Here is a 25,405-nt window from a genome sequence, read left to right as displayed (position 1 = left end):
CATTTGCAATTATTTTAGTGTCGTTAGTGTCAGTTGCATGTGCACTGGCAAAACTAATCAAACAAATGAAAATACATATGACGATTAAACTCTTTTTGAATTTCATTAATATGCTCCCTAATTTAGTTCAATTAAATGTATTTATGTGAATCAAATATTAAACATTTTCTCATATTTGAATTATGACGTGAGAATTGAAATTATTTAATAATTAACATAACAAATTAAATCATATGGTAAAATTAATTGATGGAACTTTCAAGTTTTTTAAAAGAGAAGTGGTGTTTTCCATATCATTAATTTTAGCTATAATTTCATGCTTTTTTGCAAAACCAAGTATCAGTCATATAAATTTGGATACAATCATATTGCTTTTTGTGATAATGCTTATAGTGGAAATCCTTAAAAATCTGGCTGTTTTTGAGATTTTGGTTAGAAAGTTATTGGCTAAGATTTCCACCACACGCGGATTGGTGATGGTGCTGGTCTTCACTTGCCTTTTCAGCTCAATATTCATTACTAATGATGTTTCATTGATTATTTTTGTTCCGTTTTCAATTTTAGCTTTAATCAAAGTTGAAAGAGTTGACTTGATAATCTTGACAGTTTCATTGCAGACCATAGCTGCAAACGTTGGCTGCATGGTGCTTCCAATCGGAGCTCCCCACAATATTGTCATGCTGACTGTCTCAAACATTCCATTCGGGTCATTTTTCATGCTGCTTCTGCCATATGTTATGGTGTCAATCATATTTTTGGTAGTAATCTTGTTCTTTGCGCCAGCTGATGAAATCCACCTTCCGGAGATGAAAAAAGTTGATTTTACTCGTGAAAAATTCTTTAGAAGGGTGTTCCTAGGTGTGGATTACTTTTTGCTTCTGACTTTCATAGCGCTTTTCATCTTGATAGGCAACCTCGAGCACATTCCGTTTTTCAATTCTCTCTTCACAAAATCGATTGTTGGAAATGAGGTGATATGGGGAGTTATATCCTCACAAGTTATCTCCAACGTTCCTGCCGCAATGCTTCTAAGCGGATTCAGCACAAATTATGAAGCCATCATTGTTGGAATCAACATTGGCGGTTTTGGAACCCTAATCGCATCCATGGCAAATTTGATTTCATTTAAGATTCTTGTTCGTGAATTCGATTCGTTTAAGCTTAGATATCTTGGAGTGTTCACCGCATTGAATGTTGTCTTGCTTATAGTCCTTTTGGCGACTTACGTTCTCATCAATTAGAAAATGTTTTATTTTTATGAATTCAAAATTAATCTCATGAATGATTCTTTAAGGATGTATGATGATTTTTCCAATGTAGTTTCAAATGAGGAGAGCATTTCAACAGACTCAGTTTTGGATATCTTAAAGGAGTATTCCGGAAACATCTCCGTATTTGACTTGATGGCCGTTAATGCCGAAATGATTGAGGAGAGCAAATACGTGCAGGAAAACTACAAGCACAAAAGTCATGAGGTCTATGTCAAGTACTTCCTGGGTCGCATCAAGGATGTACATGGGGACAATAACACCTACGACCATGACATTGACAAGGAGGAGTTCATTGATGCAATTGCCACCTTGAAATCATACCACATTAACGAATCAGTAACATCCAAGACCAAATTTCCATTGATATATGGAATCATTTCAATTTACACCACTTTCATATTGGAGGAGCCGATTCATCCTGTGGGAACTCCATTCCCAGGATCTTTATATGTTGAGGAGCATGACGGCAAGTTTTACTGTCCTGTCAAGGATGCAAATCTGGAGTCTCCAAATGCGGTTTGCAAGATGTGCATCGCTGAGCAATTGGATTTTTAAGTGATAATATGCAGGAAAAACAGTTTAGATTCGCTGAAGAAAAGGACTTGACCTTGATTTTGGAATTCATTAAGGAATTGGCAGTATATGAGAAAATGCTTGACGAGGTTGTTGCAACCGAAGAGCTATTGAAGGAATGGATTTTTGATAAAAAAATTGCCGAGGTCTTATTCGTATTGGAGAAGGGCACTGAGGTCGGTTTCGCATTGTTTTTCCATAACTTTTCAACATTTCTTGGAAGGGGTGGAATACATCTTGAAGACTTGTATGTCAAGCCCGAATATCGTGGTAATGGATACGGGAAGGCTTTAATAAAAGAATTGGCTTCAATTGCATGCCAAAGGGGTTGTGGCAGATTGGAATGGTCATGCCTTGACTGGAACCAGCCAAGCATTGACTTTTATCGCTCACTCGGTGCAGAGTCCTTGGATGAATGGATAGATTTCAGGGTTTCCGGTGAGACTTTGGACAATCTCGCTGAAAAATAACATATTTTTCTTTTTTTAAACATGCTTATATCCTAAAAAAACCAAAAATTATATTTGTATTTAATGAGGTTTTTAATATGGCTAATAAAAATGTTGAATTGATGAGAGGAGAGCCTGAAATAGCTGTCCGCAAACTTGCAATTCCAATCATGATATCAATGCTTTTGACAGCATCATACAATATTGTTGACGGTATCTGGGTTGCGGGGCTCGGTCAGGCAGCTATTGCAGGAATTGGTTTTGTAACACCGATATTCATGATCTTAAACGGTGTAAGTGTCGGACTTGGAAATGGTGCTACAAGCAGTATTTCACGTGCGGTGGGCGCTAAAAATCATGAAGGCGCCAGCAAGTCAGCAACACACTCTCTTTTGATATTTTTAGTGGCATCAATTTTATTGACCATACTTTTGCTTTTAATTCAGGAACCTCTGCTTAAGGCATACGGTGCAAGCGGACAATCATTGGTTGAGGGTATCAAGTACGGTACTCCATTGTTTTTAGGTCTGTTTGCGTTCATGTTCGCTAACGGTGGAAGCGGAATCCTTCGTGGTGAAGGAGACATGAAAAGGGCCATGTATGCTATGATAGTGTCAGTTGTATTGAACTTTGTTTTGGATCCTGTTTTCATCTATATGATGAACTTGGGTTCAGCTGGAGCATCCCTTGCAACAATTGTGAGTTCTGTCGGTTCAGCCATTGTCATCATGTATTGGATTTTAGTTAAAAAGGATACTTATGTGGATGTTCATCTTAAAGGATTCAAATTTGAGTCTGATGTTGCAAAGGATATCTTAAAGGTGGGAATTCCTGCATCATTGGACATGTTCATGATGTCACTTGCAATGAGTTTCTATTTGGTGTTCATCTCATCAGTCGGCGGTGAATATGGTATTGCTGCATTCACATCAGGTCAAAGATTATACTTATTTGGTATAATGCCGTTGACAGCTATCGCTAGTGCGGTTGCAGCAGTCAGCGGAAGTGCATTCGGTGCTAAAAACTGGGAATACCTGAACAGGACACATCTTTACGGAACCAAATTCGCAATGATTTTTGCTGTTGCAATCATGCTTATTCTGGTCATATTCGCACCGCAACTGTCATTGATATTTGCATACACTCCAGAAACCGCCCCGTTGATTCCGGAAATCACAAACTTCTTGAGAATTGCCTGCTTCGGTTTGCTTTTGGTAGGTATAGGAATGCCTTCAAGCTTCTTGTATCAGGGAATCGGTCGTGGAACAACTGCCCTTGCATGGACTATAATTCGTGAGTTGATTTTTACCGTAAGTTTCACTTACCTGTTCGGTATAGTTATGGGAATGGGATTGGCCGGTATTTGGATTGGTTTGGCTGTAGGTAGGATTCTCGCATCCATTTTAAACTTCACTTATGCCAGATACACAATTAAAAAATTAAAAACAGTTTTGAATTAGATGAATAATCATTCATCTAACAAATCGGCGACCTTGTTTGCAATGAACACGCAGCAGTCGACACATATTGACTTGTCATCACCATTATTTGTTAATTTTCCGCAGCAAACGCTTCCATACTCTTCTTTAAATGTGTTGAAAATCTCTTTAGCGTTAGCTTTGATTTCGGCAGGATCATCATTTAGAATTCCGTTTGCCATCAATGCCCCGGTAACAGCACCGCAGGTTCCTTCATCAAATGTTCCACCCATTCCGCCTGCAAATCCGCATGCCAATTTGACCATTTGCTGTTGAGTGATATCTGCACCGGCGGTTTCACAAAGTCCCATCAAGGTTGACTCGGAACAGCTTTTGAATGTTCTGTAATCTCTGATTTTTTCCTCTAGAATTTGTTTGTCAAGTTTCATAATGCAATCTCCTAATTAATTATATTAATTAAGAATTTTAAATAATTACTTATTAAAAGATTAGGTGATAAAAATTATACATCCAAGACCAAGTCCAATCGCTGCTACTCTTTACACTTTAAGAGACATGAATGTTGATGTTATTATAATGCATGGGCCTACCGGCTGCTGCTTTAGAACAGCAAGGCTTTTAGAAAGTGATGGCGTTCGCGTGGTTACCACTGGAATGTCAGAAAATGACTTTATATTAGGTGCCGGTGAAAAGCTGGTTGAAACCTTGACAGAGGCTTATGAGGCTTTCGAACCGAAACTGATGGGAATCGCTGGTACTTGTGCCAGTATGATTATCGGTGAGGATTTAAAGGAAGCCATTGCAACTGCAGATTTGCCATGCACCGTCATTCCTGTTGAGTCTCATGGAGGGTCTGGTGAAGGTGACAACACCGTTGGAGCTATCATGGCGTTGGATGCGGCTGTGGAGGCAGGTGTAATTCCACCTGAAGAGTCAGAAAGGCAAATTGAAATGCTTGAAAAGGCAACAGAAGTTGAAAAGACCCGTGGAATGGCGCAAGGTAAATACATCAAGCCAAACTTCGGTGATTCAAAAGAGGCCGTTGCAAAAACTGTTGTAAATGCCTTAAAAGATGGCAAAAATGTTGCATTTGTATTGAATGTTAAAAAGGAAACCTCATATTTGTTCGCGGATATCATTAACTTTGATTTTACTGAAATCAATCCTGATAACAAGCCTATTTTTGTGGCCAACCTGGATGAAAACATAGGCCTTCCAAGAATCAGGCAGCATGCAGTCAACATTAAGGAGCAACTGGATATTGAACCTGATTTCATCACAGGAGGTCTTGACGAGTATCCGATAACTGCTGACAATGCTGCAGAATACTTGAAGGATAAGGATTTGGATTTGATTGTAGTGTTCGGTGTTCCACATGCATTTCCAATTGAGGACTTTGACGTAGAGTCAGTTGCAGTAACAGACGGTCCACGTTTGGTGGAACCTCTCAGAAACTTGGGATACACTCATGTTGTGGCGGAACTTGACGCACATTCAAAAACTCTTGGTGTTGATGAGATTGTATTTTCAGACTTCGGTGGAATGATCAGATCAGTTATTGGGTGGTTAAACGAATGATTACAATTATCGATTATAAAAGCGGAAACCTAAAAAGCATTTCAAACGGATTTAGGAAGATTGGCGCTGATTATCAAATAAGTGATGATAAGGAAGTCATTGCAAATAGTGATTATTTGGTGTTGCCTGGTGTAGGAGCATTTGGAAGCGCAATGGAAAATCTAAAGCCATTTGAAGATGTCATTCACGAGCATGTAAATGACGATAAGCCCTTCTTGGGAATTTGTCTTGGCCAACAGGTACTGATGGGCTCAAGTGAGGAGTCAGTTGGCGTTGAAGGATTGAATTTGTTCAATGGTCATGTAGAAAGATTGCCTGAAGGCGTGAAGATACCTCATATGGGATGGAATAAATTGGATGTCCGCAATGATTCACCGATATTGGAAGGAATCGATGGTGAATACTTTTATTTTGTTCATTCTTATCATGTAATTCCTGATGATGAAAAAATCATCGCAGGCACATGTGACTATGGTGGAGAGGTTGTTGCAAGTTTGTCTCAAAACAATTTATTCTCAACACAATTCCATCCAGAAAAAAGCGGTAAGGCAGGATTGAAAATCCTAAAGAATTTCACTAACTTGGAGATATAAAATATGGATATAGAAGGATTTGTAAGAGCTAGGATAGACGATTACTCATATGATGATTTGGCAGAGATTCTAGCGGTACGCATAAGAGAATACAAGAAGATATCAGAGGAAAACTCTGTTGAAATGGCAAAGGCTGTAATTGACGAAGTGTCTACTACCTTGAAGTTGCAGGAAAGCGATGATGAATTCTTAAAGGAAATAGCCAATGTCAATAAGGCTGACGTATTGATGGGTGAAATGGGAGTCGGATCCCGTGGGGCAGGAGACTTCTTTGTTCACAGAAAAATTGCAGAGATTGTTGCCTCAACAGACACCGCATCATTGGTCAATCCGTCCGAACAGGACGATGGTGGTGTTGTAAAGGCACCGGTCAACAATGATGAGGTTTACATTACCACTGCAGTCGATGGAATCCACTCAAGATTAAGTGAGTATCCATTTTTAGGTGGTTTTCACGTTACAAGAGCTACTTTAAGGGACGTATGTGTTATGGGGGCTGACCCTGTGGCAATATTGAGCGACGTTCACCTGGCCGATGACGGTGATGTTGCAAAAATATTTGACTTTACCGCAGGTGTTGCAGCAGTGTCAGAGCTTGTTGACGTTCCAATCGTAGCAGGAAGTACATTGCGTGTCGGAGGAGACATGGTTTTAGGTGACAGGTTCGTTTCAGCCGTTGGTAGTGTTGGAGTGTCAGCTTATCCACCAACTGCAAGAAAAGGAGCAACCGATGGGGATGTAATCCTTTTAACTGAAGGTTCAGGTGGAGGAACAATCACAACAACTGCACTCTACAACGGTTTCTTTGATGTTGTATGGGATACAATGAACGTTAATTTCGTTCAGGCATCACATGCACTGTTTGAAGCTGATTTGGTCAAGGACATTCATGCAATGACTGACGTTACCAATGGAGGATTGCGTGGAGACGCTCATGAAATATCTAACACAACTGGTGTTGGGCTTGAGTTTTATGAGGAAAACATCAGAAAAATGGTGGCTCCAAATGTATTGAACATGCTTGAAACATTAAACATCGACCCGTTGGGAGTTTCAACTGACTCATTAATGTTAATCGCTCCTCCGGAAATCGTTGGAGATATCAAAAAGGCAGTTGCAAAATATGATGTGGCAATATCTGAAATAGGTGAAGTAAACACTTCCGGCGAGCCAATTTTAATTAAGGAAGACAATTCAACCGAAAAATTGGTTCCATTGTTCAGGGAAGCGGCATATACCAAAATCAAGAAACTGGTTGGTGAAACAACTCCTGAAGGCTTTGAATTGATGAAAGAAAAAGTTCAAAGGGCTTCAGATGCGGCAATTGCCAAAAAGGAAAAAGTCATTGAGCATATTCGTTCAAATTAATATTTAAATTTTCTTGAAGTGCGGTTTTACACAAAATCACACTTTCACACTTTACTATTTTTTATAAATTTTAAAATCTAACTTTAGCTCATGTTAGATAATAAGGGATCTTTTTATATACTCGATGCTATTCTTGCAATATTTTTACTTTTAATCGTGTTTTTAGTAATCAATACTGCCATTTCCCTTCCTCCAGCTGATTACTCCTATGAAAGTAAGGATATAAGAACTGCACAGGATGTAATGGAATTGTTGGGTGGAAAAGTAGGATTTGACGACAACACTTTTTTTAGCGAGATATCAGAAATTCTCGAAGACGGTAAAAATTCAAAGGAATCAGTAAGGGAAGTTTCAAAAATTTCAAAAGATAAGTTAAAGTCATACAATCTTAAAAATTACAGGCTAACGGAGAACAATGTTTTAAACGGTGAGGTGTTGGCGTCTAGTGGAGATTATGAAAAAGCAAGTGATGTTGATGTTGCTACAAGGGATTGTGGCGACTATTCATATACATTGTCAATATGGTAATTATTAAATACTATAAAAAATATATAATTAATTGTTATCTTATTTTGTTTAGCCCTGGTGGTGTAGTTTGGATAACACATGGGACTGCGGATCCCATTCCCCGGGTTCAAATCCCGGCCAGGGCATTATAATTTCCGTGATTATTATGTTAAATGCTAATACTTATGTTACATCTCAAAAGGGTATTGGTGGAACTATTAGAAACCAATATGAAGATTTTTATGTTGAAGAAATTCCTGAAATCATCCCATCCGGTGAAGGTCCTAACATTTATGTATGGATTGAAAAGCTTGGAAGGACCACTTTAGATGTCGTTTTAGACATTTCCCGTGATTTGCACATCTCAAGAAAGAGAATGGGATTTGCAGGAATGAAGGATAAGAAGGCTTTAACTCGTCAATGGATTTGTATTGCAAATATGGATTCAGAAGCTCAAATGCAACAGGTTAAGGACTTGGATATCTATAAGACTGATTTTTTAAAAGTTGTTCGTGGCCGTAAAAAGCTCAGAATGGGACAGCTCAAGGGAAACAAATTTAGAATCCTAATCAGAGACTTGGATGACATTGAATCCTCAGCAGACACTGCAAATGAAGTCTTGAAAGAGTTGGAAACAACTGGAGTTCCTAATTACTTTGGTTGGCAAAGGTTCGGTAAGCCAAGAACCAACACCCACCTTGTCGGGGAGGCTCTGATTGAAAATGACCTTGAAAAGGCTGTGGGAAGATATATCGGAAACCCTTCAGAGGAAGAGCATGAGGAAAATCAAAAGGCAAGACAGGCATATGATGATGGAAACCTTGAAGAGTCCCTGAACCTTATGGGCAAGGGAATGAGATATGAAAAGATGATGATTCGCGAGTTGATCAAGGATTCCAAAAAAGGAGAATTGACCGAAAAGTCATATAAGAATGCATTACATGCACTCCCAAAGCCACTTCAAAGGATGTTTGTTCATGCCTATCAATCATATTTATTTAATGAGGCAGTAAGTAATAGGGTTGCAATGGGAATTGATAAATACATTGAGGGAGATATCATTATTGACACAGAAGAACATATTGTCTATGACAAAACTCCTGAAGAGTATCAGGAATTGATGGATAATTTTGAAGTCAATCCGACTTGCCCTTTATATGGTACTAAAGTTCCTTATGCTGGCGGTGAAGTTGGCGTCATGGAAGAGAATGTATTGAAAAATTATAATTTGGAAAAAAGTGATTTTGAAGTTCCAAAAATGCCACGTTTAGGAAGCCATGGTCTCAGGAGGTCCATGAGATTCCAGGTATGGGATGCATCAGCAACACCGACCGATGATGGCGTTTTATGTGAGTTTTCAATAAATAAAGGATCTTATGCTACTGCAGTTTTAAGAGAAATCATGAAAAAAGATGTAGTTTAGGTGATAAAATGGTTTTATGTCCAGATTGTGGAAAAGAAGTTCCAGATGCAAAATTCTGTAATAATTGTGGAGCGAAACTTCCAGAAATTGAAGAAAATGATGTTGTTGTAGAGGAACCTGTTGAAGAAGTAGTTGAAGACGTTGCTGTTGTTGATTCAACTGACGATGAAATTGATGATGTTGTCGATGTGGCTGTTGTTGATTCAACTGTCGATGTTGTCGAAGAGGAACCTGCTGATGATTCAACCGAAGAAGAAATTGAAGTAAATGCTTCTAAAGATACTAAATTCTGTTCCAATTGTGGAACTGAAGTCAGCATTGAAACATCTTTCTGTCCAAAATGTGGATTTAAGTTAACTCAAGAGGAACAAACCAAGTTCTGCCAATCTTGTGGTCAAAAAATAAACATTAATGCGGAAATTTGCCCTCACTGTGGCGTAAGGGTTGCAAACATTCGTGGAGTTGAAGAGAAAAGTGTTGTTCTATCAGCTATTTTAAGCTTTTTATTCCCTGGATTGGGTCATTTGTATATTGGATTGACCAAAAAAGGAATATCATTTATTATTGCTTATATAGTATCAGCAATTCTTATATTTTTATTAATTGGAATAGTCTTAGTTATAGTTGTATGGCTTTGGGCTTTAATTGACAGTATAAAATCAACTGAAGCTATTAATAAAGGGGAATTTGTTGAAGATAAATTATTCTAATCTTATGGTGATTTGATGATTGAATGTAGAAATATTGCAAAAGGAAAAGGAAAAGGTGAATTGATTGTTTCATCAGAACCTATCAGTTTTTTAGGAGGAGTCAATCCTGATACTGGTGAGATAATTGATCCGAATCATGAATTGAAAGGAGAAATCATTAAGGACAAGGTATTGTTTATTCCTGGTGGAAAAGGTTCCACTGTAGGGTCATATGTGATTTTTCAAATGATGAAAAATGGCACTGCTCCTGCAGCTATAATCTGCTTAAGTGCAGAACCGATTATTGCAACAGGAGCGATAATGTCTGACATTCCATTGGTGGACACACCTGCTCAAATTAAGGATTTGACCAATGGAACATTGGTTGAAGTTGATGGAACTAATGGAACAATAGAAATTTTATAAATGTGGTAATATGCAAACCCTAATTGAAAACGTAAACATTATAAATCCATTTGAAGATGTGAAAACCAATCAAAATGTATTGATTGAAGGCAATTTGATAAAGGAGATTTCATCAAGCAAGATTAAGGCAGATAATGTCATTGATGGTGAAGACAATTATTTGCTTTCAGGATTTATTGACTGTCACACCCATATTTTTGCTAAAGGATTCCATAAGGAAGAGAACATGGCAAATCCATTGGGTCTACATTTTTATAATGCCGTACCCCATTCATTGCAGACAATAAATGCGGGTGTTACAACAATTAGGGATTGCGGATCTGCCGATTTAAGTTTTAAATTGGCTCAACAACGTAAATTATTCACAGCCCCAAAAATACATCTCTCCATCACTCCTTTGGTGATGACAGGTGGTCATTTTGACTTGCTGTTGCCTTCAGGTTGGGATATGGAGATAATCTATCCTGGTTTTCCAAAGGGAAGATGTGACGGTGTGGAGGAAGTCTTGAAAAAGACTCGTGAGGTAAAAAGGGCTGGTGCTGATTTTATTAAGGTAATGTGCAGTGGAGGGGTATTGACAACAAATTCCTCACCTGAGTTTGCACAGTTCAACAAGAAGGAACTTAAAACAATTGTTAATGAAGCCAGTGCTAATGACATGAAAGTTTCTGCTCATTGTCATAGCTTAAAAGGGATGAACAACTGTATTGATGCAGGATTTTCATCTATTGAACATGGAACATTCATAGATAGAAAAACCTCTAAAAGGATGGTTGAAAATAATGTAAGTCTTGTTCCTACATTATTGGTTCATCAGTTCCTGTATGAGAACGGTTTTCCTGCTTGGGATAATTATGCCGCAGAAAAAACAGCAAAACTAAAAGAAATCGTCAAAGTTCACAAGGAAAACATCCAAGTAGCATATGAGGAAGGAGTTAACATATTGATGGGAACAGACAGTGGTGTGATTCCTCACGGACACAACCTTGAGGAATTGATTCACTTGACTGATATAGGTATGTCTGAAGAGGAAGCCATTGCTTCAGGAACCGTTAAGGCAGCCAAATATTTAGGATTCGAAAATTTGGGTCTTGTTCGTGAAAACTATGTTGCTGATTTGATATTGGTTAATTCCAACCCATTGGAAGATATTAGCGTTTTAAGTGATAATGAAAATATTTTAAAAGTTATTCAGGATGGTTTAGTGGTAAAATGAAATTGATGATTGACACTAAAGAATGCATCGGATGTGGGCAGTGCAAATCCGTCTGCATTCGGGATAATATTGAAATTGATGATGTTGCTTACGAAACAGGAAGCAATTGCTTCGAATGCGGTCATTGCATGGCAATATGTCCGACAAAGGCTGTAACCCTTAAGATATTCAAGGGCCGTGAGGACAAGATTGTAGATTACAATCCGAAAGACCTTCCAGTGAGTTACAGTGATATGTTGCAATTTTTAAAGCAAAGAAGATCAATTCGCTGGTTTAAAAACAAGAAAATTGATAAGGACACTTTTAATAAATTATTGCAAGGTGCTTATTATTCTCCATCTGCACAAAATGAGCAGGATGTTGAATTTGTTGTTTTGGACAATAGGCTCAATGACTTCATGAAACATGTCTATAATATCATTAAGGTTGAAGAGGAAGAGTTCTTCAGAATCAAACAGTTCGGTGATTATATTCGAGACAATTCCATAAAGGAATATCATCCTCTGTTATGGTCCGGTCAACAATTGATTTTGACATTTTCAACCGATAAGACAAGTGCGGTCATTGCAAATACTCGCTTGGAATTGCTTGCCTACTCATTAGGGCTTGGAGGATTTTATTCACTGTTCATTCTCAAGGCGGATGAGATAGATCATGACAAACTGATGGAATTTTTCCCTGGAATCGATAAGAACAAGCACATGTACTCTGCTTTCATTATCGGATATCCTAAAAAGCATTTTAAAAGGACAATCCCTCACAAGGATATTAACGTTAAATTCATGTAGAAAAACATTAGAGCTGTTTTTCTAATTGTCTTATTTTTTTTACAATAGATTTTTTTGAGTATATTGTATATTTTTTGGTAAGTTTAGTGTTACCTAAACTTTATAAAATATGAGGTATAAAACTAGTTTCATATAATAGAAACGGTTGTGATAGTATGGTAAAGCATAAACATATGGATTTGCCAATAGAAGGAATGCATTGCGCTTCTTGCGTTTTAAGCGTAAATAAAACCTTTGGAAAAATTGAGGGTGTAGAAGACGTTGATGCAGATCTTGCCTCAAATAAATTACATATTACTGTAGACACTAAAAAGATTTCCTATGAAGAAATGGAAAAGCTAGTTAGGAACTTAGGTTTTGAACTTCATTCTGATGAAATGACAATTAGAATTCAAGGTATGCATTGTGCCTCATGTACGATGAATGTTGAGAATTTCTTGATACGATTAGATGGTATTTTTGATGTGAAAGCTGACTTGACAGCGCAAAATGCTAAAATAAGGTATGATTCATCTAAGGTGACTCTTGATGAAATCGAAGAGGTCATTGTTTCTTTGGGATTTGAGCTTTTGGGAGTTGAAGGCCAAACCGAGATTGATGAGGAAGCAATTTATAAACAAGACCTGAAAGAAAAACGCAATAGGATTATTGTAGGTTTAATTTTCTCAGCTATTCTTATGATTTTAATGTTCAGTGGTTGGGATCCTCTTATGGGACTCACTCATGGTCTTCATGAAGCCACTGGATTGCACATATCCTCAATGGGATTGCTTTCACTTATTGTTAGTATTGCACCTTTCTTATACGTTTCTTTACCTATCTTAAAAGCTGGAATCAACGGTTTAATGCATAAGAACTTGAACATGGATGTGATGTATTCAATGGGTATCTTGGTGGCATACATCTCAAGTATTTTCGGAACATTTGGCATTGTATTGGACCACACTTTCATGTTTTATGACTCAGCGGTAATGCTTCCTTCATTCTTGATGATTGGAAGGTATCTTGAAGCCAGGGCTAAGAAAAGAACTTCCGATTCCATTCGTGAATTGATTGGCCTTCAGCCAACAGTTGCAACAGCTATTGAGGTTGATGAAAACGGTGAGATAATATCTCAAAAAGAAGTTTCAATTGCAGACATCGTCCTAGACGATTTGCTGTTGGTAAAACCTGGTGAAAAAATACCTGTTGATGGGGATGTAGTTGGTGGCGAATCCTATGTGGATGAATCAATGATTAACGGTGAACCAATTCCTAAAGTTAAAAAAGACGGTGAAGAAGTCTTTGCAGGAACAATAAATCAGGATGGTGTTTTGCAAATCAAGGCCAAAAAAATCGGTAAGGAAACTGTCCTATCAAATATCATTCGTCTGGTTGAAAAGGCACAGTCATCAAGGCCTCCGGTTCAGAAATTTGCAAACACAATCGTTTCATATTTCATTCCGGTCATTCTGACAATAGCAATAGTTGTATTCCTAATATGGTATTTTGTGCTTGGTGCAACATTACTGTTCTCTTTAACATGTCTGATTTCAATTTTGGTGGTTGCATGTCCATGTGCATTAGGTCTTGCAACTCCAACAGCGGTCACTGTAGGTGTCGGTAGGGCTGCCGAATATGGAATATTGATTAAGAATGGGGACACATTGGAAAATGCAGGTCAAATCGATGTTGCCGCATTTGACAAGACCGGTACAATAACTGAAGGAAAGCCTGAAGTTGATGATGTTATTGCATATGACGGATCTGAAGATGACTTGATTAAGCTTGCAGCAAGCGTTGAGCAGAATTCCACTCACCCTATTGCAAAGGCAATCGTGAACAAGGCAAAAGAGTTGGATTTGAATCTTGACCAAACCTCTGCTTTTGAAAATGTGACTGGTAAAGGTTTGAAAGCTGAATTGAATTCAAGTGAGGTTCTTGCAGGTAATCTCGCATTGATGCAATCCTTTGATGTTGAGGTTTCATCTGAGGCTGTTGACAAGTATCATGAACTTGAAAAACTATCAAAAACCATTATATTCCTGGCACAGGACAAGCAGGTTAAAGGTATCTTAAGCCTATCCGATAAAATCAAGGCGAATTCCAAAAGGGCCATTGAAGAATTGCATAACATGGGTGTCAAAACTTACATGTTGACTGGGGACAATGAATCCACTGCGTTGAATGTTGCCCGTGAAGTTGGCATTGACAATGTTGAAGCGGGAGTTCTTCCTGAAAACAAGTTGGATATCGTAAAGCAAACTCAAGCAAACAACACTCGCAAGGTATTGTTTGTTGGTGATGGAATCAACGATGCTCCTGCGCTTACACAGGCAGACATTGGTGTTGCTATGGGAAATGGTACTGATATCGCTATGGAAAGCGGAGATATTGTTGTCATGGAAGGAGATTTGGAGAATGTTGTTGCTGCAGTGCAGTTTTCCAAAAAGGTAATGCGCAGAATCAAAGAAAACATCTTCTGGGCATTTGCATATAACTCAATCCTTATCCCAATAGCTGCAGGCGTTCTATATCCTGCATTCGGAATAACATTTGAACCGGCATTGGCAGGTCTTGCGATGGCGCTGAGTTCAGTAACAGTCATATCTCTTTCATTGATGCTTAAGAGATATGTTCCAGAAATAAAAAGAAGTAAAAATTAATTGATTACATAATCAATTAATTCAATTTTAATTTTTCCAAGTTTTGGTGCTAAGAAATTGTAGAACACTCCCATAAGGTAGAATTCAATAAATCCACTTACAAATCCGCCTATGACGCTACCAATAAGGGAAGGTAAATTTCCACCACTCACTAAAGAGATTATTGCAGTTATCAAACTTAAAATTCCTGTTATCACTGCAAACATTATTCCTAATTTTAATGGATCAATTGAGTCAATAGCAGTAAATCCATTTTCTTCACTTAAATTTAAGACTATTCCCCTACCTGATTTTGCCATAATGTTGAATATGTATGTTGCAATCAAAACAAACACAAATGTAATGATGAATACTCCAAAAATCATTATTAAAATTGTTGTTGGCTGGCTTATGAGATTCAAGAATTGATAAATTCCGTAAGCAAGTGCACTTTGGCCGGTATACATTAAAGTTTGAATCATTGAACTTAAAGTCAAAGGCAAAATGAATAATGACACTAGGTATAACAGGACAAATTGTATTGTCACGATTAATGAAACCATTGTAGCGGTTTCGCTAGTGGATATTTTGGCAATTTCATTTCCATCTTCTATTGCAATGGCAATTGTTTTCAGTTTTTTTGCAAGCACATTATATAAGAAACCTTGAAAAAAGTTATTATAGATTGAATACATCAATGCCCCAATGATTATGGTTGGAATCAAATAAATGATGATTCCCACTCCGTTAGGGACTGATGCACCAATGATAATAGAAAGGAGTATTGCAGCAATTATTGAAAATAACACTGCAATTCCAGTTGCCATTGTTGTAAAAGAAGACAATTCTATAGATTTTAATTCTTTTACATCAACCATCAAATCACCTAAAACCAGCTTTCTGATTTTTCAAGCAATTCATCGATAATTGTTGGAATGGATCCGATGTATGTGTGTGGGTCCATTATCTTGTCAACATCTTCTTGAGTTAAATATTTTTTAACTTCCTCATCTTCAAGGATTAATTCGCCGAGCAATAATTTTTCTTTGTTTGCCTTAATAGCGTTTTTCCTAACAATTCCGTATGCGGTTTGTTTTCCCATTCCTGCACGGGTGAGTTCAGCCATTAATCTTTCAGCCATGATTAATCCGTTTGTTAGATTGAGGTTTCTTTCGATGTTTTCATCGTAGAATACTAAATTGTTCATTAACTTGATTGTCAAGTTTAAGATGTAATCGGTTAAAATACAGCTTTCAGGGAACATGATTCTTTCACAGGAAGAGTTGGTCAAGTCCCTTTCGTGCCAGAGTGGATTGTTGTCAAGTGCTGCATTAACAAATGATTTGACAATCCTTGCAACACCACAGATTCTTTCTGCTGTAATTGGATTCATCTTGTGAGGCATGGTACTACTTCCAACTTGTTTTTCAGGATCAAAGAATTCGCCGACTTCCATGAGTTCGGTTCTTTGTAAGCTTCTGATTTCCAATCCAATCTTATCCAAGGTACTTGCTATGTTTGCAAGAACGCTGATGAATTCGACATGGTTGTCCCTTTGAACGACCTGGTTGGTTATTGTTGCAGCAGGTAATCCTAAGATTTCAGCAACAGTCTTGTGGATTTCCCAACCTTGTTCTCCTAAAGCAGCGGTTGTTCCTACAGCTCCATCCATCATTCCAACACAAACGTTTGCTCTTGCATTTTCCAATCTTACATATTGTCTGTGGAGCTCATCTGCCCAGATACCAAATTTCATACCGTAAGTGGTTGGGAGTGCATGTTGTCCGTGAGTACGTCCAATGCATACTTTCATCTTGTTTTCTTCTGCTAACTTGAGCATTATTTTGGTTAATCTCTCTAGTTTTTCTTCTAAAACATCAATTGAGTCACGAATGAGTAATGAATTTGAGCTGTCTACAATATCGTTTGAAGTAGCTCCAAAGTGCACGTATTCTCCTGCACCGTTTTCACATACTTCAGTAATTGATTTTGATAATGCTGCTATGTCGTGATTGGTTTCTGCTTCGATTTCTTTCATTCTTTCCAATTTCACATAATCAGTATTAGCTTTTGCAGCTATTTCGTCAGCGACTTCTTGAGGTATAATTCCAAGTTTTCCTTCAGCCTGTGCCAATGCGGATTCTACATCCAACATTCTCTGTAACTTATTCTCTTCTTCCCAAATTCTCTTCATTTCGGGAGTTCCATACCTAAATTCTATAGGGTGTATAGCCATTTTTAATCAACTCACAATATTATAAAAATATCATCTATTTTGTTCAATGTAGGATATTTTTTAAGAAACATTTATATTGTCTAATATAAAGATTTATTAATACTATTATTTAATAATAGGTGATTATTTGGAAACTAAAATAAGACAGTTTCGCCAAGAGAAAGGCATGACTCAACAAGAGTTGGCTGACCTGGTTGGTGTGACTCGTCAAACTATCAATGCTTTGGAGAATGCACGCTACAACCCTTCCTTATTATTAGCCTATAATATCGCTAAAATTTTGGGTAAACCGGCGATTGAAGATGTATTTGTCTTTGATGACTAAATCGAAATATTATTTACTACTATACTAGTGATAATTGGTATTGTTAACTAGATTATAGTATAAAATTTTTATTTTTTTTGATAAAATGTCTTTATTTAATGAAAAACTTAAAAATATTCATTTAAAAGAAGTATTGATATTAATTATTTGTTTATTTTTAATTCAATATGCTCTGAGTTATTTCAACATAGTTCATGTGGATTCATCTGTGATATATTTCTGCATAATTTTGTATTTTGTAGTCAAGCTCAGACCCAATTTTCCCGACCGAGATGATGTGGCGGAAGTTTTTTCGTTTGATTTGCTTAAATATGTCATTTTAATAGTTGTTATGAATATATTTTTATCTTATGGATTTTTATATCTCTCAGAGGTTATTATAAGGATATTTCCATCTTTTAATTTTATTTCAATTTTGGGAAATGTATCTAATTCAATAATTGGTTTTGGTTTGATTTCAACAGTTTTAATTTCACCTATTTCGGAGGAGCTTCTATTTCGTGGAGTATTCCTAAACAGGTTGAAGTTTGTTGTGCCTCCACTTTTTGCGATTTTAATATCCTCTCTATTGTTTGCTTCCTTGCATTCATATGGAAACATTATCTCCGCTTTCATTTTTGCCCTCTGTATGGCAATTTTATATGTTAAAACCGATAATATACTTGTTCCAATCTTTGCACACTTTTTAAATAATCTGATTGCTGAAATAGTTGTCTTTGTGGATTGCAATAATGTTTTATTCAACAATGGTAGTGTTATAATGTGTGTATCTGTACTTGCAGTCATATCTTTCATTGTAGTTTCTCATTCGATTATTAAAGAATTGAATAGTATTAAATAATAATAAATTACAATACTTTTAATATGGATTTAAAAAAAATTGGTATTGTTCTCATATTTTTAGGAATTGTTTTTACTGTGGCATTCATTGGCAATGATCAAGTCTTTGTTCCTGCATTGACAATCACCGTTTTGGGATTCTTCTTGACAGTTCTCGGATTTGTCATCGATATCAGAAAACAGAAAATCATAAATGACAGATTGGATGATGACATTGGAACTATTCTCCAGCCTTTAATTACCAAATATTCCAATTTAAATAAGCAATATAGGGCAGAGTATCAGGGTGAGGAATATGCTCAAAAAAGACTGCAGTTAAATAAGGATTTAGAACATGAAATAACTGAAAAATTGCCTTATTTGGAAAGCAGGGAAATTAAAAAGATTGTTATTCAATTCAGTAAAGAACAGGATAAGATGAATTGAATTTTTTTTCAAGATTTTTAAGAATGTACATTTTAATACAACAAGGTTTTAAATAGTACATTATATAAATTATTATTTGTGATAAAAATGTTTTCCCCAAGTTTAGAAGAAGTAAAAGAAATCGCAAAAAATGAAGAATATAGGAGAATACCTATATCATATGAATTGTTTTCAGATATAGCGACTCCAATAGAAGTTTTAAGAATTCTAAAAGGCATTAGTAAACATACATACATGCTGGAAAGTGTGGAGGATTCACAAAAATGGGGAAGATACAGCTTTTTAGGTTTCGATCCGCTTCTTGAGTTCACATGTCAGAATGGAATCGTCAAGATTAGGGGTGATTCCGACTTTGAAAAGCTGACTGATGATGAAGTGACAATTGAAACTGACAATCCCAGTGACATAATTAAGGATTTGGTTTTAAAAAACAAATCTCCAAAATTAGAAAATTTACCACCGTTTACAGGAGGGTTCGTGGGGTATTTTGCATATGATTATATAAAATACTCCGAACCCACCTTAAATTTGGATGCCGAAAATCAGGACCAGTTCAAGGACATTGATCTGATGCTGTTCGATAAGGTAATTGCATTTGATAACTTCAAGCAGAAAATCGTAATCATCACAAATATGAAAACCGATGATTTGGAGAAAAATTACAATAATGCATGTGATGATTTAAAGGAAATTGCCAACTTGATTAAAAACGGTAAAAAGACAGAAATTGAACCATTAAAATTAAAATCTGACTTTAAACCGGTGTTTTCACGTGAACGCTTCTGTGACATGATTGAAAAAGCCAAAAATTACATTTACGAAGGAGATATCTTTCAGGTTGTTCTCTCAAATAAAATTGAAGCGGATATTTCCGGAAGTTTATTTGACACTTACAGGGTTTTAAGAACAACCAATCCTTCTCCTTACATGTTTTACTTTTCAAGTAATGACATTGAAATTGCAGGGGCTTCTCCTGAAACATTGGTTAAATTGACAGATAATCAACTTTACACATTTCCATTGGCGGGAACAAGGCCCCGTGGAAAAACTGAGGAAGAGGATCTGGCGTTAGAGATGGAATTGTTGTCTGATGAAAAGGAATTGGCGGAACACAACATGCTAGTTGACCTGGGCAGGAATGACATCGGAAGAATTGCAGAAATCGGATCTGTTCATGTGGATAAATATCTTTCAATCGAAAGATTCTCACATGTGATGCACATAGGCTCAACCGTCAGCGGAAAACTAAGAAGTGATTTGGACCCTCTATGTGCCATAGATTCAATTTTGCCTGCAGGAACATTGTCAGGAGCCCCGAAAATAAGGGCTTGTGAAATCATCAATGAGCTTGAAGACAACAAGAGAGGAATTTATGGCGGCGCAATTGGCTATGTTGACTTGAGCGGAAACATTGACACCTGCATTTCAATTAGAATAGCATTTGCACGTAACAGTAAGGTGTTCATTCGTTCAGGTGCGGGAATTGTGGCTGACAGTGTACCGGATAATGAGTTTGATGAATGTTTAAACAAGGCGGCAGCAGTAATAAACGCTTTGAAAATTGCGGATGGTGGATTAGAATGATTCTTCTGATAGACAACTACGACAGCTTTTCATATAATTTATACCAATTGATTGGTGAAATCAATCCTGATATTAAAGTTTCAAGAAACGACAAGATAACAATTGAAGAAATTAAAGACTTGAATCCCGAATGCATTATTCTGTCTCCGGGACCTGGAAAACCTGAAGATGCGGGAATATGCATTGACATCGTCAAGGAATTCCATGATAAAATACCAATTTTGGGTGTTTGCTTGGGCCATCAGGCAATATGCACTGCATTTGGGGGCAATGTTTCATATGCAAAAAGACTGATGCATGGAAAGTCATCCGAGATCTCATTGGATTATGATTACCTTTTCAAGGGACTTCCAAGCCAGATAAGTGTTGGCAGGTATCATTCATTGAGTCTTCAGAAGGACACATTGCCTGATGATTTGGAGATTATTTCCAAGGCAAAAGATGACGGAGAGATAATGGCAGTAAAGCACAAGGACTATAACGTTTATGGATTACAATTCCATCCGGAATCCATTTTAACTTCCGATGGATTAACAATAATGCAAAATTTCTTAGAAAAAGTCGAAAGAGGCATACAATGATTAAAGAAGCAATATTAAAAGTATATCAGCATGAAGATTTAACTTATGAAGAGGCTTACCAAACTATGGATGAAATCATGAGTGGTGAAGCAAGTGAAGTACAGATGAGTGCTTATTTGACCGCAATGTCCATGAAAGGAGAAACAATTGAGGAGATTACGGCATCTGCAGAAGCGATGAGGGCACACTGTGTAAGATTATTAAACGATAAGGAAGTTTTGGAAATTGTCGGAACTGGTGGAGACGGTTCAAACACGTTTAACATATCAACAACATCATCAATTGTAATATCTGCGGCAGGAGTTCCTGTAGCTAAACACGGAAACCGTTCAGCTTCAAGCAAATGTGGTGCTGCTGATGTATTGGAAGAATTGGGGGTTAACATTTACATCGAACCTGAAAAGAGCATTGAATGCTTAAGGGAAATTAATCTCTGTTTCCTTTTTGCTCAAAACTACCACCTTTCAATGAAATATGTTGCAGGTGTGAGAAAGGAACTTTCAATAAGAACAATATTCAACATTCTAGGACCTTTGACAAATCCTGCAGGTGCAACAATGCAAGTTTTGGGAGTCTATGAAAAAGAATTAGTAGAACCTTTAATCAATGTATTAAATAATTTAGGTGTTAAATCAGCAATATCAGTTTACGGTATGGATGGTATGGATGAGTTTTCCGTCAGTGATAAATCATTTGTCAGTGAGCTTAAGAATGGCAGGACAAGAATTTATGAGGTTTTGCCGGAAGACTTTGGATTTGAATTGGCATCTAAAAGTGATCTGGTTGGTGGAGATGCGAAGGAAAATGCAGAAATTACCTTGTCAATCTTGAATGGTGAAAAAGGTCCGAAAAGAAATGCCGTATTGTTAAACTCTGCAGCAGGATTATACGTTTCCGGAAAAGTGGATTCCTTACAGGAAGGTGTCAAATTGGCTGAGGAGCTAATAGATTCCGGTCGTGCATTGGAACAACTGGAAAAATTCATTGAATTTACAAATAGATGATTATTATGTTGGATGAAATCGTTGAAAAAACCAAGGAAAGGGTGGAATTAGCAAAGGGAATTATTTCATTGGATGATTTGAAAAATGAGGTTTCTTTGATGGAAATTAACGAAGAATTTCCATTCAAAAAGGCTTTGAGTGGGGAAGATATATCCATCATTGCGGAGGTAAAGAAGGCTTCTCCATCTAAGGGGCTGATTGCTGAGGATTTTGATTATTTGGCTATTGCAAAAGATTATGAGGCTGCAGGGGCTTCTGCAATTTCAGTATTGACTGAGCCATACTTTTTCATGGGGTCCGATGAGTACTTGTCTGAAATTGCAAAAAATGTTAATATTCCGGTTTTGAGAAAGGATTTTGTCATTGACGAGTACATGATTTGGGAGGCTAAAGCATTGGGCGCTTCAGCTATTTTGCTAATAGTTTCCATTCTTGATATCGTGCAGCTTAAAAAATATTTGGATTTGGCTCATGATTTGGGTCTTTCAGCTATTGTGGAGACTCATGACAGTGAGGAAATCATGCGTGCAATGACAGTTGGTGCTGAAATTATTGGTGTCAACAACAGGAATCTCAATGATTTTACTGTGGATATTGAAAACAGTATCAACTTACGTAGATGTGTTAGTGGTGATGTCATATTTATTTCAGAAAGTGGAATTAAAACAAAGGAAGATGTCACCAGGTTAAAAGAAAATGATGTTGATGCAGTTTTAATTGGCGAAACTTTAATGAAAAGTGATGATAAGAAGGCTATGATTTCGGAGTTGAAAAATGGTTAAAATCAAAATCTGTGGTTTGAAGAGATTGGAAGACATTGAAATAGTAAATAGATATAATCCTGATTATGTAGGATTTGTGTTTGCAAATACAAAAAGATATGTTTCTCATGAACTGGCAAGGCAATTGAAAAATAATTTGAACTCAAACATAATGTCTGTGGGTGTTTTTGTGGATGCTCCTAAGGAAGAAATTTTGGAATTGTTTAATGAGGGAATAATTGAAATTGCACAACTTCATGGAACTGAAAGTGAAGACTATATAATTGATTTAAAAGAAAATACAAATAATGAACTGAAAATCATTAATGCTATTGAGATGTCAAATGACACAGATTTGTTAGAATATGATTCATCAAATGCTGATTACTTATTGTTAGATAGTGGTAAAGGCAGTGGAAAAACCTTTGATTGGCGTTTAATCAGAAAAGATTTAAAAAAAGAATTTTTCCTTGCTGGAGGATTAAATAATTTAAATATCAGGCAGGCTGTTGATGAATTCAATCCGTATGCTGTGGATTTAAGTTCAAGCCTTGAAGTTAATGGATTTAAAAATGAAGATAAAATAAAAGAGATAATGGAGATAATAAATGAGTAAAGGAAGATATGGAGAATATGGGGGTCAATACATATCTGAAACGTTAATGAACGAATTGATCTATTTGGAAGAGCAATATAATCATTATATGAATGACCCAGATTTTATAGAAGAGTTAAATACATTGCTTAAAGAATATGCCGGAAGGCCATCCTTGTTATATTATGCCGAAAGAATGACCGAAGACCTTGGCGGGGCAAAAATCTATTTGAAACGTGAAGATTTAAACCACACAGGAGCCCATAAAATCAACAATGTGTTAGGACAAGTTTTACTCGCTAAAAAGATGGGCAAAACAAGGGTAATTGCAGAAACTGGTGCTGGTCAACATGGAGTTGCGACAGCCACTGCCGCTGCACTATTGGACATGGAATGTGAAGTTTATATGGGTGAAGTCGATACAAAAAGACAAGCATTGAATGTTTACCGTATGGAACTTCTTGGAGCAAAAGTCAATCCGGTCAAATCAGGTACAAAAACACTTAAGGATGCAGTAAATGATGCATTCAGGGATTGGATTGCAAGAGTTCATGACACTAATTATGTAATAGGATCCACAATGGGGCCTCATCCATATCCTCAAATGGTTAGGGATTTCCAAGCTGTAATCAGTGCTGAAGCCCGTGAACAGTTCCTTGAAAAAGAGGGAAGACTTCCAAATGTTGTTTTAGCATGCATTGGTGGTGGAAGTAATGCGATGGGTGCATTTTATAATTTCATTGATGATGAGGATGTGAGGTTAATAGGATGTGAAGCTGGAGGTAAGGGAATAGACACTCCATACAATGCAGCCGCATTGACTAAAGGTAAAATTGGAATATTCCATGGAATGAAATCAATATTCAATCAGGGAGACTATGGTCAAATTGCACCTGTTTATTCAGTTTCTGCAGGGCTTGACTATCCGGGTGTCGGCCCTGAACATGCCTATTTGAGAGATATTGGAAGAGCAGAGTATGTTCCAGTCACAGACGAGGAGGCGGTTGGGGCATTTGAATACTTGTCTAGAACAGAAGGTATCATTCCTGCTATTGAAAGCGCTCATGCGGTAGCTTATGCAATGAAATTGGCTCCAACAATGGATAAAGATGATATAATCATGATTTGCTTATCTGGAAGAGGAGATAAGGATGTAAGATCAATTGCGGAATACAGGGGAGTTGAATTAAATGAGTAAGATAGCGAATGCATTTAAAGATGACACTTCATTTATTGGTTTTTTAACTGCAGGGGACCCAACAATAGACAAAACAGTCGAATTCATTCTAGCAATGGAAGAGGCCGGTTGTGATTTAATAGAAATTGGAATTCCATTTTCAGACCCTATGGCGGAAGGTGTCGTTATACAAGATGCTAATGTAAGGGCTTTAAAGCATAATACAACAACTGATGATGTATTTGACATTGTTCGCCGTGTTCGTGAAAAAACTGATGTTCCTTTGGTCTTTTTGACTTATATCAATCCTGTTTTCTTTTATGGATATGAGGAATTCTTTAAAAAATGTAATGAGTTAGGTGTGGACGGAATAATCGCTCCTGATTTGCCATATGAAGAAAAAGGGGAAATTGCAGATATCGCACGCAAATATGATGTTGATGTAATTTCATTGATTGCTCCAACTTCCAAACAAAGAATTCAGATGATTGCAAACGATGCTACTGGATTCATATATGTTGTATCATCATTGGGTGTCACAGGAATGAGATCAGAAATCAAGACTGATTTGAATGCGATTTTAGAGGATATTCGTGAAGTTACTGATTTGCCGTTGGCAGTTGGATTCGGTATCAATACTCCAGAACAAGCAGGTAAAATAGGTAAAATCGCCGATGGAGTCATTGTTGGCAGTGCAATTGTAAAAATCATTGAAGAATATGGTGAAGATGCAGTTGAACCTATTAAAGAATATGTTTCAGCAATGAAAAAAGCGTCAAATGAATAATTGAATGACTCTTTCAAAAACTTTGTTGATTTTCAAAATCCTTTTTGCGATTGTCATTCCAAATGAGATCTCTGCGATAGATTCGTTTTAAAACGCCTCGTTTGGTCTTGAATGTTCGTTTTCTTGATTTTGGCATTGTTTTTTG

Annotated in this window: 27 protein-coding genes and 1 tRNA gene; 25 read left to right on the top strand and 3 right to left on the bottom strand. The window is 36.9% G+C overall.

Annotated elements, in window-relative coordinates; all coding sequences use genetic code 11:
• Positions 1-233 precede the first annotated feature (233 nt).
• The 4 genes from ILA26_RS06925 (at position 234) to ILA26_RS06910 (ending at position 3,753) form a co-directional block, all read left to right on the top strand.
• Positions 234-1,241 carry an SLC13 family permease gene (locus ILA26_RS06925; protein WP_292895702.1) on the top strand — a complete coding sequence of 336 codons (1,008 nt, stop codon included), beginning with the start codon at positions 234-236 and terminating at the stop codon, positions 1,239-1,241.
• A gap of 36 nt (positions 1,242-1,277) precedes the next feature.
• Positions 1,278-1,826, top strand: a complete 549-nt coding sequence (locus tag ILA26_RS06920; protein WP_292895701.1) for a DUF2115 domain-containing protein — start codon at positions 1,278-1,280, stop codon at positions 1,824-1,826.
• An 8-nt stretch (positions 1,827-1,834) separates the two neighbouring features.
• The gene (locus tag ILA26_RS06915) at positions 1,835-2,314 is read left to right on the top strand and encodes a GNAT family N-acetyltransferase (protein ID WP_292895700.1); all 480 of its coding nucleotides are present in this window, start codon (positions 1,835-1,837) and stop codon (positions 2,312-2,314) included.
• Between the two features lie 77 nt (positions 2,315-2,391).
• The gene (locus tag ILA26_RS06910; RefSeq protein WP_292895698.1) at positions 2,392-3,753 is read left to right on the top strand and encodes an MATE family efflux transporter; all 1,362 of its coding nucleotides are present in this window, start codon (positions 2,392-2,394) and stop codon (positions 3,751-3,753) included.
• Positions 3,754-3,761: 8 nt separating this feature from the next.
• On the opposite strand, the gene ILA26_RS06905 is transcribed toward ILA26_RS06910, so the two are convergent.
• Entirely contained in the window at positions 3,762-4,160 is a 399-nt protein-coding gene (locus tag ILA26_RS06905; RefSeq protein ID WP_292895696.1) for a C-GCAxxG-C-C family protein, read from the bottom strand.
• 76 nt (positions 4,161-4,236) lie between these two features.
• On the opposite strand from ILA26_RS06905, the gene cfbD reads away from it, so the two are divergent.
• From cfbD to ILA26_RS06850, 11 genes are all read left to right on the top strand, one after another.
• Entirely contained in the window at positions 4,237-5,310 is a 1,074-nt protein-coding gene (cfbD, locus tag ILA26_RS06900; protein ID WP_292895704.1) for a Ni-sirohydrochlorin a,c-diamide reductive cyclase catalytic subunit, read from the top strand.
• Entirely contained in the window at positions 5,307-5,903 is a 597-nt protein-coding gene (hisH, locus tag ILA26_RS06895; protein ID WP_292895694.1) for an imidazole glycerol phosphate synthase subunit HisH, read from the top strand. The genes cfbD and hisH overlap by 4 nt, the downstream gene beginning before the upstream one ends.
• A 3-nt stretch (positions 5,904-5,906) precedes the next feature.
• Positions 5,907-7,271 carry an AIR synthase-related protein gene (locus ILA26_RS06890; protein ID WP_292895692.1) on the top strand — a complete coding sequence of 455 codons (1,365 nt, stop codon included), beginning with the start codon at positions 5,907-5,909 and terminating at the stop codon, positions 7,269-7,271.
• A gap of 90 nt (positions 7,272-7,361) precedes the next feature.
• Positions 7,362-7,799: a hypothetical protein gene (locus ILA26_RS06885; RefSeq protein WP_292895690.1), complete on the top strand. Its 438-nt coding sequence runs from the start codon at positions 7,362-7,364 to the stop codon at positions 7,797-7,799.
• A 51-nt stretch (positions 7,800-7,850) separates the two neighbouring features.
• A tRNA-Arg gene (locus tag ILA26_RS06880) sits at positions 7,851-7,924 on the top strand.
• 20 nt (positions 7,925-7,944) lie between these two features.
• The gene (truD, locus tag ILA26_RS06875) at positions 7,945-9,201 is read left to right on the top strand and encodes a tRNA pseudouridine(13) synthase TruD (protein ID WP_292895688.1); all 1,257 of its coding nucleotides are present in this window, start codon (positions 7,945-7,947) and stop codon (positions 9,199-9,201) included.
• 8 nt (positions 9,202-9,209) lie between these two features.
• Positions 9,210-9,911: a zinc-ribbon domain-containing protein gene (locus tag ILA26_RS06870; protein ID WP_292895686.1), complete on the top strand. Its 702-nt coding sequence runs from the start codon at positions 9,210-9,212 to the stop codon at positions 9,909-9,911.
• A gap of 15 nt (positions 9,912-9,926) precedes the next feature.
• On the top strand, positions 9,927-10,316 hold the full coding sequence (locus ILA26_RS06865) for a DUF126 domain-containing protein (RefSeq protein ID WP_292895684.1): 390 nt from the start codon (positions 9,927-9,929) through the stop codon (positions 10,314-10,316).
• Between the two features lie 10 nt (positions 10,317-10,326).
• Positions 10,327-11,532, top strand: a complete 1,206-nt coding sequence (locus tag ILA26_RS06860) for an amidohydrolase family protein (RefSeq protein WP_292895682.1) — start codon at positions 10,327-10,329, stop codon at positions 11,530-11,532.
• Positions 11,529-12,320 (top strand): nitroreductase family protein, encoded by a 792-nt coding sequence (locus ILA26_RS06855; protein ID WP_292895680.1) that lies wholly within the window; start codon positions 11,529-11,531, stop codon positions 12,318-12,320. Before ILA26_RS06860 ends, ILA26_RS06855 begins: the two co-directional genes overlap by 4 nt.
• 155 nt (positions 12,321-12,475) lie before the next feature.
• A complete protein-coding gene (locus ILA26_RS06850; protein WP_292895678.1) occupies positions 12,476-14,965 on the top strand; it encodes a heavy metal translocating P-type ATPase in 2,490 nt (829 codons plus the stop codon).
• Here the strand turns inward: ILA26_RS06850 and ILA26_RS06845 are convergent.
• Together ILA26_RS06845 and purB are read right to left on the bottom strand one after the other, a co-directional pair.
• Complete coding sequence (locus tag ILA26_RS06845; RefSeq protein WP_292895677.1) at positions 14,962-15,822, bottom strand: hypothetical protein; 861 nt, start codon at positions 15,820-15,822, stop codon at positions 14,962-14,964. The genes ILA26_RS06850 and ILA26_RS06845 overlap by 4 nt on opposite strands.
• 8 nt (positions 15,823-15,830) lie before the next feature.
• Positions 15,831-17,180, bottom strand: coding sequence for an adenylosuccinate lyase (gene purB / locus ILA26_RS06840; protein WP_292895676.1), 1,350 nt, complete (start codon positions 17,178-17,180; stop codon positions 15,831-15,833).
• Between the two features lie 127 nt (positions 17,181-17,307).
• On the opposite strand from purB, the gene ILA26_RS06835 reads away from it, so the two are divergent.
• The 10 genes from ILA26_RS06835 (at position 17,308) to trpA (ending at position 25,260) form a co-directional block, all read left to right on the top strand.
• On the top strand, positions 17,308-17,505 hold the full coding sequence (locus ILA26_RS06835) for a helix-turn-helix transcriptional regulator (protein ID WP_292895675.1): 198 nt from the start codon (positions 17,308-17,310) through the stop codon (positions 17,503-17,505).
• An 85-nt stretch (positions 17,506-17,590) separates the two neighbouring features.
• On the top strand, positions 17,591-18,346 hold the full coding sequence (locus ILA26_RS10345) for a CPBP family intramembrane glutamic endopeptidase (RefSeq protein ID WP_366514890.1): 756 nt from the start codon (positions 17,591-17,593) through the stop codon (positions 18,344-18,346).
• 23 nt (positions 18,347-18,369) lie between these two features.
• The gene (locus tag ILA26_RS06825) at positions 18,370-18,771 is read left to right on the top strand and encodes a hypothetical protein (RefSeq protein WP_292895671.1); all 402 of its coding nucleotides are present in this window, start codon (positions 18,370-18,372) and stop codon (positions 18,769-18,771) included.
• Positions 18,772-18,858: 87 nt separating this feature from the next.
• Positions 18,859-20,355, top strand: a complete 1,497-nt coding sequence (gene trpE, locus ILA26_RS06820) for an anthranilate synthase component I (protein ID WP_292895669.1) — start codon at positions 18,859-18,861, stop codon at positions 20,353-20,355.
• Positions 20,352-20,936 carry an aminodeoxychorismate/anthranilate synthase component II gene (locus tag ILA26_RS06815; protein ID WP_292895667.1) on the top strand — a complete coding sequence of 195 codons (585 nt, stop codon included), beginning with the start codon at positions 20,352-20,354 and terminating at the stop codon, positions 20,934-20,936. Before trpE ends, ILA26_RS06815 begins: the two co-directional genes overlap by 4 nt.
• Positions 20,933-21,940 (top strand): anthranilate phosphoribosyltransferase, encoded by a 1,008-nt coding sequence (gene trpD, locus ILA26_RS06810; RefSeq protein ID WP_292895665.1) that lies wholly within the window; start codon positions 20,933-20,935, stop codon positions 21,938-21,940. Before ILA26_RS06815 ends, trpD begins: the two co-directional genes overlap by 4 nt.
• Positions 21,941-21,945: 5 nt before the next feature.
• Positions 21,946-22,722 (top strand): indole-3-glycerol phosphate synthase TrpC, encoded by a 777-nt coding sequence (gene trpC / locus ILA26_RS06805; protein WP_292895663.1) that lies wholly within the window; start codon positions 21,946-21,948, stop codon positions 22,720-22,722.
• Positions 22,715-23,317, top strand: a complete 603-nt coding sequence (locus ILA26_RS06800) for a phosphoribosylanthranilate isomerase (protein WP_292895661.1) — start codon at positions 22,715-22,717, stop codon at positions 23,315-23,317. The genes trpC and ILA26_RS06800 overlap by 8 nt, the downstream gene beginning before the upstream one ends.
• Positions 23,310-24,494 (top strand): tryptophan synthase subunit beta, encoded by a 1,185-nt coding sequence (trpB, locus tag ILA26_RS06795; protein WP_292895659.1) that lies wholly within the window; start codon positions 23,310-23,312, stop codon positions 24,492-24,494. Before ILA26_RS06800 ends, trpB begins: the two co-directional genes overlap by 8 nt.
• Positions 24,487-25,260 carry a tryptophan synthase subunit alpha gene (gene trpA, locus ILA26_RS06790; protein ID WP_292895657.1) on the top strand — a complete coding sequence of 258 codons (774 nt, stop codon included), beginning with the start codon at positions 24,487-24,489 and terminating at the stop codon, positions 25,258-25,260. Before trpB ends, trpA begins: the two co-directional genes overlap by 8 nt.
• Positions 25,261-25,405 lie beyond the last annotated feature (145 nt).

The sequence above is a fragment of the Methanobrevibacter sp. genome (genome assembly GCF_017940815.1).
In the GTDB taxonomy this organism is placed as follows: domain Archaea; phylum Methanobacteriota; class Methanobacteria; order Methanobacteriales; family Methanobacteriaceae; genus Methanocatella.
This window is presented reverse-complemented; position numbering and strand designations above follow the sequence as displayed.